Genomic DNA, 11124 nt, shown 5'->3' with positions numbered 1-11124 from the left:
GGTGCGTGGTGATCGTCCACACCGTCCGTCGTCACGCCGTCCTTCGGAGCGACGGGTGCGTGGTGATCGTCCACACCGTCCGTCGTCACGCCGTCCTTCGGAGCGACGGGTGCGTGGTGATCGTCCACACCGTCCGTCGTCACGCCGTCCACCGGGACACTGGGCATGTGACCTTCGGTGACACCGGCGGTGGTGGAGCTGCCATCGTTCTTCGTACGGTCCACGGGTTCCTCCCCCAAGTAGTGGGTGGTGCACGCCGAGCCGGCTCTCTCTCTGTTGGACGGGACGAGCCTTCGCCCCTGAGGCGTTGCCCGGAAGCCGGAACTTGGCCGGAACGCGCGGCTCGCGCGACGACGAACGACTGCCCCCGACGTCCGAAGAGCTGTCGAGCCCGCCCGAGGTGCCCCTGGACCGGGACCGGTCAGGGAATGTCACCCGTCCAGTCGAAGCGGTCCGGGTCCGCAGGGCGCGGGGCGTACAGGGACCTGCCGCCCGGGCCGAACCTCCCCAACTCGGTGGCCAGGGCGACGTCGGTACCGGCTTCGTCGGGCGTTCGGCCGGTGACGTCGAGCAGCAGCCCGTCCAGCGGCCCGCCGACGAGTTGCGCGTAGCGCCGGTCGGATCGCGGGCCGGGCCGGTCGTGGTCTGCGCCGTAGACCCGGCGGCGCAGCAACTGCTCGTCATCACGGTCCATCCGTTCAGCCTGGCAGCCGCCACTGACAATGAGGTGGGGTGATCCGTCTGCTCGGGGCCTGTGGATCACGCAACGGCATTCGAGCACAGGTATGCACGTAGGTCTCATTCGGGCTGCTGTGGGAGACCACTAGGCGGTGGAGCTGCCCGGGGCCGGGGACGGGGCCGGGGAGGGAACCGCTTCGGTCGTGGGAGCCGGAACATGCCCGGTGGAGATGCGCGTGTCTCGCCATGGCAGCAGCAGCGCGCTCGTCAAGCAGAGCAGGCCGGCGATGAGGAGGGCGCCGCGCACGCCCGTCGCGGTGGCGGCGATGAGGCCACCGGCGATCATGAAGGCGGCTTGGCAGGCTTTCGCACCGACGGACCAGGAGGTGCCGACGCGGGACATGTAGGCGTCCGGTGTAGCTGCCATGCGATATGTGGTGAAGGACGGGTTGAAGACCCCCGCGGAGAAGAGCAGGCCGAACTCGGCGGTCACGATGACGAGTACGCCGAGGGCGCCGGAGGGTGTCAGGGGCAGCAGGATCGTCCAGAGGGTGCGGGCCACACCGGACAGCAGCAGGGTGCGGCGCCGGCCGAAGCGCCGGGTGAGCCGCGGGGCCAGGCGTGAGCCCAGCACGCCGCCCAGGCACGGCAGCCCGAGAGCGAGGCCGTATTGCCACGGTGTCAGGTGGAGGACGTCGAGCATGAGGACGGCCATCAGGGGTGAGGCCATCATGACGGATCCTCCGAAGAGCAGCGCGTTGAAGAACAGCGGCCGCAGTCCCGGGTGCCGCAGGAGGTACTTCCAGCCGGCGGTGATGTCGCGGCCCAGGTGGGAGGTGGCGGCACGGGCTGGTGGCGTGGGTTCAGGCTCCTGGATGCGTCGGATGCCCAGGGCCGACCCGAGGAAGGACAGTGCGTCGACCGTCATTGTGGCGGCCGCGCCCAGTGCGCCGATCAGGAGCCCGCCGAGGGGCGGGCCCGCGCTGAGGCTGATCCAGTTGGTCGTCTCGAACAGGCTGTTGGCGTGAAGACGGTGCTCGGGTGGGACCAGTGCTTTCAGGTGCGCTCCACTCGCCGCCTCGAAGGCGACGGACGCCGACGTCTGGAGGACGCCGACGACGCACAGGTGGGTGAAGGTGAGGCTGTCGAAAGCCACGGTGACCGGGATGCTCACCAGCAGCACGCAGCGGGCCAGATCTGCGGTGATCATGACCGGCCGCTTGTACCGGTGCTCGATGCGCGCACCGAGCGGCAGAGCGATCACCGCGCTGGCCACGGCGGACAGCGCGGCCAACGCGGAGACCTCGAATGGCGAGGAGTTCAGCACCAGGAGGGCGATCAGCGGCAGCGCCCCTGTGCCCACGGCACTGCCCGCCGCGCTGATCGCGTATGCGCCCCACAAGCGGCGGAAGTCCCGCCCGAGCGTGCTTCGCCGTACCAATCGGTCCTCCCGGGGGGGTGAGGGCGATCAGCGTAGTGGGCTCTGCCCCTTCGGATCGCCGCACGCGATACGACAAGTCGCTGTCGGTTGCGAAGTGACATCGCTGGTAGCCGCCGTCAACGCATGGCTGTGTCCGGGATGCGACCGAGTCTCAAGCCCACACCGCCCTGACCACCGCGTGGCCTGCCGTGGCCGCCCGCCCGTAGAACTCTTGGAGTCCCTCGTGGTGGGCGAGAAACTCCTCTCTGGCCTGTGCTTCGTCCCAGCCGGACCGGACGATCCTGGCACCGGCGGCGTTCCACAGCTCGTCGAACGAGACACGAGCCAGGAAGCCTGCGGCCTGCGAGACCCCCGGCGGCTCGAGAATTCCCAGGGGCGGGTTGGAAGGGTCGGCATCGGCACTGTGGGCCACTGGCCGCCCGCCGTAGATCGGCAGCTCCCAGGAGTCGTCGACACCCTCATCGAGGACAGCGGCAGCGGCGTAGAGGTCGTTGACGGAGTCCCAGACCTTGTCGATCGACTCGGCGATGCCCCCTGCGTACTCGTCAGGGTGGTTCTCCCACGCCTCCCACATGAACGCTGCAAGCCAGGTGTGGTCGTCCCGGATCTCGGATTCCGCGACGGCGCGCATGTGCATGTGGATGCTCACAGCGACAGTCCTCCCATTCCCGCGGCCCGCCTGATGGGCCGAACGGGGAGAACCTACTCGCGAGCACCGACGGCGGGGGCCCGTCGCTTGAGGCCAGGACGCCGCCCCAGCCAGGACGCCGCTCCTGCAGGCACGCATCCGCGGACGACACGTGCGGGGTCCGGTGGACGGGTGCCGGAGTGTCGTGCTCGGGTGGTGCTACGACAGGACGATGGATACGGGCCACCGGCACGCAGCCGCCCCTTCGGAGCAGATGCGTCTGCCGAAGCACAGGATTCTCGCGTTGAGCGACGGCGTGGTGGCGATCGCCATGACGCTGCTGGTGCTCGACATCGACGTGCCCGACGGGCTCCGGGGGCGGGCCCTGGCGGACGCGCTCGACGACGTGACGGGACAGGTGGGGACGTTCCTGCTGAGCGCTGTCGTGATCGCCATGTTCTGGCGGGCCCACCACATGGTGCTGCGTGACGCGGAGTGGATCGACGCCTCGCTCTTCTGGTGCAACGTCGCCTTTCTGGTGCTGGTCTCCTTGATCCCCTTTCCGACGAGGGTGCTGGCCGACTACGGTCACCAGTCGCTCGGACCTGGCCTGTACGGCGCGGTCATCGGCACGGCAGCCCTCGTGCTGTACGTGATGGCCGCGCGCATCGCCCGAGGACCGGAGCGCCGCGGGCCCTTCCCGGCCTTTCCCGCGCAGGCGTTCGTCTTCCTTCTCTCCGTCGGGATCGCCCAGTTCGCGCCGGTGGCGGCCGTCTACAGCTGGATCGCCTCCGTGCCTCTGTCCGTTCTGGCACACCGGCACGCCACCCGCGCGTCGCGGGCCTCCCGGTCCTGACCGAGGACCGGCGGAGCACGGCGCGGTCCCGCGCCACAGCCACCCAACTGTTCCGGCCGCCCCACCTCGCCGTGCTCAGGGCAGTAGACCGGTGGCAGGGCTTCGGTCGGTGACGCAGAAGACGCTGTTGTCGGGGCCCGTCATCACCGTCCACGTGGGCCCGTGGCCGAGCAGGGTGGCGCCGAGGCGGATGAGCCGTTCGACTTCGGCGGCGCGGTTGTCCGTGGCGATGTCGAGGTGACTCGACGTTCCGCCCTCGTCGCGGCGTTGCAGGAGGACCCGGACGGGCAGCGACGGCGGCGTGTGCAGGCGGGCGAACTCGGGACGGGCCGACTGGGTGACGGCCCAGCCGGTGAGGTCGGACCAGAAGGACTTCTCTCGGTCCCAGGCGTCGTGCGCGACGTCGATGGTGAGCTGGTCGGTGATGGAGCGGTGGGTGCCCCAGTCGCCGGATGTGGCGGGCGTCGTCTCGTCACGGCCGCGCACGAGGCAGAAGAGGAGCCCGGCCGGGGACCGCATGATGACGTGGCCCGGTTGCGCGACGATCTCGGCGCCGGCCCGCACCGCGCTGTCGGTGGCGGCGTCGAGGTCGGAGACGTGGAGATCCAGGTGGACCGAGAAGTGTTCGGCCTTCGTTCTCTGCACGCGTAGGTGCGCGTGTCCGGAGGGCGGGATCAGCGTCGCGAATTCCTCGCACTCCCCCCGGGGCGAGGACAGCTCGTAGCCTGTGGCTGCCTGCCAGAAGCCGTTCGCCGCCTGGTGGTTCGCATGGGGTATGTCGAGGAAGAGCGTCAGCCAGTTCGGTGCGGTCGCGGTCACGTGGTGGATGATCGCAGCTGTGGGGCCGCGGGCACCAGGCGGCACTCGGCCTGCCGGGAGACGCCGTGCGCGTGGTGACCGGGCGAGGACCAGCGTGAAGCAGCGAGTACCTCCGCCACCCCGGGGACTGCTGCGTGCGGTGCGAACCGCGGGGTGAGTTCGCGCACCAGTTGTACGCAGCGAGGTGCGCCGATCCGGTGCGACAGGGTGAGCGCCTCGAGGGCCGCGGCAGCTGCGAAGTCGGGCTCCCGCAGGTCGAGATGGCTCTTCGCCCGGTAGGCCAGGAAGACCGCGCGGGTCTTGTCGCGGTCGGCGGGCAGCAGCCGCTGTCCCTCGTCGAGCATCCGGTGGGCGCGGCGGGTGCCCCCAGGTCGAGGAGAGCCTGTCCGGAGTCGACCGCGAGATCGGCCTGGGACATCCAGGCGCACCACGCGGGGGCCGGATCGGGGGAGGCGGCGCCGAGGTGGTGCTCGGCGGCGGAGAGCGCCCGCAGTGCGGCTCGTCGTTCGCCCTGTGCGGCGAGAGCGCGAGCGAGACGGAGGTGGAGCAGGGACCGGGCGGTGGGGTGCTCGGTCCCCGCCAGGGCGCGTCGCAGGAGGCCCGCGGCGCTGCGGGCGGCATTGCGCCACGTCATCTGGTAGGCGATGTCACCGAGCAGAGCGCCGGCCATGTCGCGGTCATCGCCGTGCTGGGCGCTGCGGAGGCCTGCGGTCCAGTACGTGCCGGCCTCGGTGTGGCGGCCGTGGTCGACGGCTCGGCACGGTCCGGATCTGGGAGAGGGGCCGGATCTTCGGTGTGCGACACTGCGGCTTCTTGACCATGAACAGACATGCAACGAAGAGGATTCGCGTGAGACGTCCCCTGCTTCCCACGGCACTGGCGCTGGCCGTGCTCGCCCTGCCCGCGCTCGGTGGTTGCGCCGGTGGGGGCGCGGAACCCCGGGAGGCCGGTGCCGACGCCGTCGCGGCGCCGGCCACGACCGAGCAGGCCCCGTCCGAGGCGGAGGACGCCCCTGACTACGACCCGAAGGCGGACGCCGCGGGTGACATCGCGGCTGCCCTGAAGGCGGCGAAGAAGGACGGCCGCCCGGTGCTCATCGACTTCGGAGCCGACTGGTGCCTCGACTGTCGTGTGCTGGGCGCCCGGTTCGAGGAGCCCGGGCCCTCCGCGCTGCTGGCCGGGTACCACGTGGTGAAGGTGGACGTCGGCGAGTTCGACAACAACCTGGAGGTCGCCGAACGCTATGTCGACCTGGGGACCAGCGGCATACCGGCACTGGCCGTCCTGGATGCCACGTCCGGCCGCGTGAAGGTGGCCACGAACCAGGGCGAGTTCGCCAACGCCCGCGGCATGTCGGCCGCGCAGGTCGAGGAGTTCCTGAAGCGATGGGCGTAGCCGCCCGGATCCAGGCGCCGCACGGGTGTCGGTACGGGCACGGCGGTGGCGGTCGTAGCCGCCGTACTGGCAAGCTGCACGGCCCCCGCGCAGCCGGCGGGGACACCGCACACCGCTTCCTTCACGGCCGGAGGCGTGGGCGTGACGGTACGGGTGGAGTCCCGCGACGACGGCGGCTCGCGGCTCGTGGCGGAACTGAGGCCTCGGCAGGCGGGGTTCCACCTCTACAGCCTCGGTCTGCCTGACGGTGGGGTCGACGGGATCGGCGTCCCGACGCGGATCCGCACCGAGGGCGGACTGCGGGCGACGGGGCCGGCCGGCACCGACGCGAAGGAACGGGTGCTGCGCCCGGCCGGACTCGACGTCGCCCTGCCGGTCTACGAGGACGGCCCGGTCACTCTCGAACTTCCCGTGCGGCGGGTCGAAGGCGGCGACAGCGCCCGGGTGTTCTTCACCTACGGGGCGTGCAGTGAAAGCGCGGGATGTCTGCCGCCGGTCCGGGACCGGGCGGTGACCCTGCCAGTGAGCGGGACGGGCTGAGGACCGTCGGACGGCCGGAGAGCAGAGCCCCGTCCCGAACCGGTGGTCCTGGCCGGGAGGGGCTGCTTCCGTCAGGGTGCCGCGGCCCGGCCGGTCAGTAGGAGAGCGCGTCCTCGGCGGTGGTGAAGAAGCTGGTCACCAGCATGTCGTTGACCGTGACGGGGCCGTCGCCGACCGGCACCGTGGCGGGTGTCTCGGCGGCGGTGAGGGCGACCTCCACCTTGTCGGCGCTCTTGCCGCCCGCGTCGTCCCCGCGCGAGAACTGGATCCCGGCGTACGCGCGCCCACCGGGCTCCACGATGCGGTCCGTGTCCGTGGGGCCCGCATGTTCGGCGGCGCCGTCGAGGCCGGGGATGGTGATCACCAGCTCGTTCACCGCGAGCAGGCAGGGAGCGCCGCCCTTGTTCACCGCTGTCAGCAGCGCGTGGTGGGTGGGCTTGGAGGCGACGGTGACGGTGTAGGCCATGTCGTGCGTCTCGCACATGCCCACGCCGCCGTCCTGATCGTCGTCGGACCCGGCCTTCGACGGCGGCGGCGTGCCTTCGCTGTCGTCCGGGGAACTTCCGGCGGTGCTGCCGCCGTCGCCCGGGCCGGCGGTCGACGGCGTGGCGGAGGGCTTGCCGGTGTCCGCCGGGGACGGGGCCGCCGACGTGGCGGCGGGCCCCGTGCCCTCGTCGGCGTCCCCGCCGCCGCACGCGGTCAGCAGGAGGGTGCCCAGCGAGAGGGCCGCCAGCGCGGCGGCGGTACGGCGTGGGCGAAGTGCGTGGGCCATGAGATTTCCCCCCGGGAGTCTGCGTGTACCGATGAGGGTGCCCCACCGGAGCGGGGTCCGTGTACGCCCGTGCCGGGCCGGGGCCGTTCGCGGTCAGGTTCGTGACACAGGCACGACGGTTGTGACCGGGCGGGCCCCGGCAGCACCACGTGGCGGGGTGTCAGGCGTCGGCGAGGAGGGGGTCGTAGGGGGTGTTCGCGCGGCGGCCCGACATGAAGGAGAGGAAGTCGCCCACGAAGGCGCTGCGTCCGTAGGCGCCGTCGGTGGTGACGAGGTCGCGGTGGAAGGCGGTGCGGAAGAGTACCCGGTACTCGTCCGCGTCGATGGCCCCGCTGCCGTCCTTGTCCGTGGCGTCGAAGAGCACTTCGGCGACGCGGATGAGCGCGGGACCGGCGAGGGAGGGTACGGCGGCGGCGTACTCGTCGATGCTGACCCGGCCGTCGCCGTCAGTGTCGAGGGAGGCCTGGAGCTCACGCCACCACGCGGCGAAGGCTTCGTAGAGCCGGGTCTCCTCGGGTTCGTCCAGATCGAGACGGGTGGCCAGTTCGCGTGCCATGGCGGCGAGGTCGGGCCAGTCGAGGTGACCGTCGCCGGTCTGGTCCAGCACCTGGCGGAAGAACTCCTCCGCCGAGCGCCGGCCCTCACCGGTGGCCGTCGTGGTGGGCGGCGCCGGTTCGGGGTCGGTGTCGTCGACGAGGGGGGTGACGAGACGGAGCAGGGCCGACGCCCGTTTCACGTGGGTGCGCAGGGCGCTCGTGGTCCCGGCCCGGGCGGCGTGACCGCCGGGCGGGGTGGAGAGGATCTCGATGATGGTCGTGGCGTCGATCCAGCCCTTGGGCAGGAAGCGGGTGAGTCCGGCGGCGAGGTAGGCGCCCTGCATGAGGGTCGGGGCGCCGGGGGTCTCGGGCAGGCCTGCCTTGCGCCGGTAGGACTCGGGCAGTGAGGCGACGGTGATCGCGCCGAGGAGCGGACCGACGACGGCCCGGCCCGCCGCCCACAGCGTCGGCGCGCCGCCGAGCAGCGCCGGGGCGGGCAGGTGGTCGAAGAGCCGGAAGAGGATGACGCGGGCCGCCTCGGTGTCCTCCAACTCCTCCTCGACGATCCGGTCGAAGTACGGCCAGAAGTCGTTGAGTTCCTCGGGGAGTTCCCGGGCGTCGCCGTCGAGCGCGGCGAGGAAGGCGCGGTACTCGGCGTACATGTGCTCCATGGTGTCCTGGTCGAGCGGCTGACCGCTCAGCCGGCACATGGTGACGGCGCTCTCGAAGAGGGTGGCGACCACCCAGGCCCGGGTGGGACGGTCCATGGCGTCGTAGGCACGGCCGCGGGAGTCGGAGCCGCTCATGCGGGCGTGCAGCCTGTTGAGCCGGGCGGCCTCCCGTTCCCGTACCGCCGGGTCGGCGTCGAACATGCGCCGCATGCTCAGGAAGGTGTTGCGCAGCCGGCGCCAGGGGTGGGCGACGAAGGTGGAGTTCTCGGCGAGGGCTGCGCCGACCTGGGGGTGGGCGGCCTCCAGCACGGTGGCGCGGATGACGGCCAGCGCCCAGCGTGGGTCGTCGAAGAACGCACGGAACTGCTCCTCCGTGGCGGAGTGGGGATCGCCATCGGCCGCGCCGGTGGTTCGGGTCGTCATCTCGTGTCTCCGTTCGTCTGGGACGGCACGCCGCCGAAGCGGCGGTCACGGCGCCGGTAGGCGTGCAGGCAGGCGAGGAAGTCGGGGGCGCGGAAGTCCGGCCAGAGCACCTCGGGGAAGACCCACTCGGCGTAGGCCACCTGCCAGAGCATGAAGTTGGAGATGCGCTGTTCGCCGGAGGTGCGGATGACGAGGTCGACGTCCGGGGTGTCGGGGAACGGCAGGTGGTCGGCGAAGAGCTGTTCGGTCACCGCGTCGGCCGGCGTCGCGGTGCGGATCAGCGACCTGGCGGCCTCGACGATGTCCCGGCGTCCGCCGTGGTCGAAGGCGACGGTCAGCGTCATGCCCCGGTTGCCGGAGGTGAGCGTCGCCAGGTCCTCGAAGTCCTGGGCCAGCGCGCGGGGGATCCGTGGGTCCGAGGCCCCGAGGAACCGGCAGCGGATGCCGCGGGCGAGCAGCAGGGGGGCGTGCTTGCGTACGACGCGGCGGACCAGGCGCATCAGGTAGTCGACCTCGGGGCCGGGGCGGCTCCAGTTCTCGGTGGAGAAGGCGTACAGGCTGAGCCATTGGACGCCTGCCGCCCGGGCGGCTTCGATGATGTCGATGACGGTGGTCTCCGCGGCCCGGTGGCCCGCCGTCCGGGGAAGCGAACGCTGCTGTGCCCAGCGGCCGTTGCCGTCCATCACGCAGGCCACGTGCCGCGGCACCGCACGTACCGGCCCGTCGTCGCGAGGGTGCTCGTCCCGATGACGTGGCCCGCCCGGCCGGTCCACCGTCGCCGCGTTGGTCCGCCGGCCGCCGCGGTCCGTCGTCGGCCCCGTGTCGCCCCGAGCGGCTCGGTCGCCCCTTCCGCGCTCGGTCAGATCCACCCCGTACCCCTCACCCCTCGTGCGTCCGCCGACGGGAACGCTCCTGGCCAGCAGTCTGAAGGCACGAAAGAGGCGTGACCGGCCGAACGGGTGGGGCATCACCCTCAGGTCATGTGCCCGATTCCCCAAGGTGTGGGCACCTTCTGAGAGAAACGTCGATCGGCGGCGCGGGGTCCGGCCACTGCTCTCCGCTCCCCTTCGCATTCTTTGGACTATGCAAGGGTTTTTTCTGGCAGGCGGCGGGTCAGCGTGGTTCCTCCCCGGCCCTGTCGAAGTCCAGCTCGGTGGACAGGCCTGCTCTCCGCGCAGCGGCCCGAACGGGGGCACTGGGCTCGACGAGCCGCACATCGATGCCGGCCAGGGGCAGGGTCCGGTAGATGCCCAGCAGGGTGTACAGGCTGGCCAGGTCGCAGAAGGTGACACCTGACAGGTCGAGGACCAGCGACGCGGCGGTCGCGCGGGCGGCGAGCAGAGTCAGGTCGTCCCGCAGGGCGCCGGCGGTGTCCACATCGAGCTCTCCGTCGAGGAGCAGGCGCAACCCGGTCGACGGGTCGTGACCGGTCCCGGGACGGACACGGAGTCTCGTCGCGCCCGTCGTCGAAGCCGGCTGGTACCGCCAGGACGGGACGCCGTCGGCCGCATCGTCGTGCGGAACGGGTCGGGACGGTGGCATGGCCGGGCCTCCAGAAGGGTCGTCTCAACAGACGCCGACCAGGCTTCCCGGCACTCCAGGCGGGGCCCTCCGACACCGCCATTGCCGAATCTTTGCACAGGGCAAGGATTTTCTCCACCTGGGCCCGGGCCTGACCGCGGGAGCCTTCAGGGCGGTCGATGGCGTGACGACCGCGACGCGCGTACGACCGCGCCGGACATCGGGTCCCTTGATCGGTCGTTGCGCGCCTACGGGAGGTCGGGCAGTTCGCCGGTCCACCCCAGCGGATGCGGATGCGCCTGCGCACCCTCCGCTACCGGCGCCAACGGCTCCGCCCCGGCCTGGTTGAAGGCGTTGAGTGCCTCGACCAGGGCCAGCCGCTGCACGGGGGTGAGTCGTTCGACGATGGTGGTGATCTCGGTACGCCGACGGGCCGTGACGCTTTCGACGGTGCGCCGCCCCTCGACCGTGAGCTGCAACAGCGTCTCCCGACGGCTGTGAGGGTTGGCCTGTCGGTCCGCCAGGCCGGCCGCGATCAGACGGTCGATCATGCGCATGGCGGTGGAGGGCGCCACCTGGAGCTGCTCGGCCAGCGTGACGAGCTTGGTGGCGCCCCTCGTGGCCAACACCACCAGCATCCGGAACTGCGGCAGCGTCACCCGCTCCTCGACCTCGGCGAGGGACCTCGCGGACACCGCGACCAGCAGGCGTGAGGCGGTCAGCACCGCTTGGGTCACGGCGTCCACGTCGTCCATCGCCCTCACAGGGCTCTCGCTCTCGCGCATGACACCTTTCTACCGTCCCGCGATCACCCGGAGCCGCCGGGCGACACCTGGCCGCCCGC

At 71.5% G+C, this 11124-nt stretch carries 13 protein-coding genes and 1 pseudogene; 3 read left to right on the top strand and 11 right to left on the bottom strand.

Translation table 11 applies throughout. The annotated features are described in order from the left end of the window. Positions 1–421 precede the first annotated feature (421 nt). The 3 genes from ABT026_RS17545 to ABT026_RS17535 form a co-directional block, all read right to left on the bottom strand. Positions 422–694 carry a hypothetical protein gene (locus ABT026_RS17545; protein ID WP_351115389.1) on the bottom strand — a complete coding sequence of 91 codons (273 nt, stop codon included), beginning with the start codon at positions 692–694 and terminating at the stop codon, positions 422–424. A 129-nt stretch (positions 695–823) separates the two neighbouring features. Next, positions 824–2119, bottom strand: coding sequence for an MFS transporter (locus tag ABT026_RS17540; protein WP_351115388.1), 1296 nt, complete (start codon positions 2117–2119; stop codon positions 824–826). A 151-nt stretch (positions 2120–2270) separates the two neighbouring features. Next, positions 2271–2768, bottom strand: coding sequence for a DUF1877 family protein (locus tag ABT026_RS17535; protein WP_351115386.1), 498 nt, complete (start codon positions 2766–2768; stop codon positions 2271–2273). 283 nt (positions 2769–3051) lie between these two features. On the opposite strand from ABT026_RS17535, the gene ABT026_RS17530 reads away from it, so the two are divergent. Then, positions 3052–3603, top strand: coding sequence for a TMEM175 family protein (locus ABT026_RS17530; protein WP_351115385.1), 552 nt, complete (start codon positions 3052–3054; stop codon positions 3601–3603). 75 nt (positions 3604–3678) lie between these two features. Here ABT026_RS17530 and ABT026_RS17525 read toward each other — a convergent pair whose 3' ends face one another. The 3 genes and pseudogenes from ABT026_RS17525 to ABT026_RS32185 all read right to left on the bottom strand — a co-directional run. Further along, entirely contained in the window at positions 3679–4422 is a 744-nt protein-coding gene (locus ABT026_RS17525; protein ID WP_351115384.1) for a VOC family protein, read from the bottom strand. Beyond that, positions 4419–4766 (bottom strand): hypothetical protein, encoded by a 348-nt coding sequence (locus tag ABT026_RS17520; protein WP_351115383.1) that lies wholly within the window; start codon positions 4764–4766, stop codon positions 4419–4421. The genes ABT026_RS17525 and ABT026_RS17520 overlap by 4 nt, the downstream gene beginning before the upstream one ends. Positions 4767–4834: 68 nt before the next feature. After that, positions 4835–5299 (bottom strand): annotated as a pseudogene (locus ABT026_RS32185) (NsdA family TPR-like regulatory protein); the annotation flags it as partial. Here ABT026_RS32185 and ABT026_RS17515 point away from each other — a divergent pair. Both ABT026_RS17515 and ABT026_RS17510 read left to right on the top strand, forming a co-directional pair. Then, the gene (locus ABT026_RS17515; RefSeq protein WP_351115382.1) at positions 5272–5817 is read left to right on the top strand and encodes a thioredoxin family protein; all 546 of its coding nucleotides are present in this window, start codon (positions 5272–5274) and stop codon (positions 5815–5817) included. The pseudogene ABT026_RS32185 and the gene ABT026_RS17515 sit on opposite strands and share 28 nt — an antisense overlap. Before the next feature lie 141 nt (positions 5818–5958). Further along, a complete protein-coding gene (locus tag ABT026_RS17510; RefSeq protein ID WP_351115381.1) occupies positions 5959–6357 on the top strand; it encodes a hypothetical protein in 399 nt (132 codons plus the stop codon). Between the two features lie 94 nt (positions 6358–6451). On the opposite strand, the gene ABT026_RS17505 is transcribed toward ABT026_RS17510, so the two are convergent. The 5 genes from ABT026_RS17505 to ABT026_RS17485 all read right to left on the bottom strand — a co-directional run bounded on the left by ABT026_RS17505 (position 6452) and on the right by ABT026_RS17485 (position 11065). Then, positions 6452–7129, bottom strand: a complete 678-nt coding sequence (locus ABT026_RS17505; RefSeq protein WP_351115380.1) for a DUF4232 domain-containing protein — start codon at positions 7127–7129, stop codon at positions 6452–6454. Between the two features lie 160 nt (positions 7130–7289). After that, entirely contained in the window at positions 7290–8759 is a 1470-nt protein-coding gene (locus tag ABT026_RS17500; protein WP_351115379.1) for an oxygenase MpaB family protein, read from the bottom strand. Continuing rightward, positions 8756–9442 (bottom strand): polyprenyl diphosphate synthase, encoded by a 687-nt coding sequence (uppS, locus tag ABT026_RS17495; RefSeq protein WP_502968001.1) that lies wholly within the window; start codon positions 9440–9442, stop codon positions 8756–8758. The genes ABT026_RS17500 and uppS overlap by 4 nt, the downstream gene beginning before the upstream one ends. A 430-nt stretch (positions 9443–9872) precedes the next feature. Beyond that, positions 9873–10301 (bottom strand): STAS domain-containing protein, encoded by a 429-nt coding sequence (locus ABT026_RS17490; RefSeq protein ID WP_351115376.1) that lies wholly within the window; start codon positions 10299–10301, stop codon positions 9873–9875. A 227-nt stretch (positions 10302–10528) separates the two neighbouring features. Further along, positions 10529–11065 carry a MarR family winged helix-turn-helix transcriptional regulator gene (locus tag ABT026_RS17485; RefSeq protein ID WP_351115375.1) on the bottom strand — a complete coding sequence of 179 codons (537 nt, stop codon included), beginning with the start codon at positions 11063–11065 and terminating at the stop codon, positions 10529–10531. Positions 11066–11124 lie beyond the last annotated feature (59 nt).

It is taken from the genome of Streptomyces sp. NPDC002734 (genome assembly GCF_040295685.1).
Lineage (GTDB): Bacteria > Actinomycetota > Actinomycetes > Streptomycetales > Streptomycetaceae > Streptomyces.
Note: the sequence above shows the minus strand (reverse complement) of the source record. Positions and strands in the feature narration are given on the sequence as shown.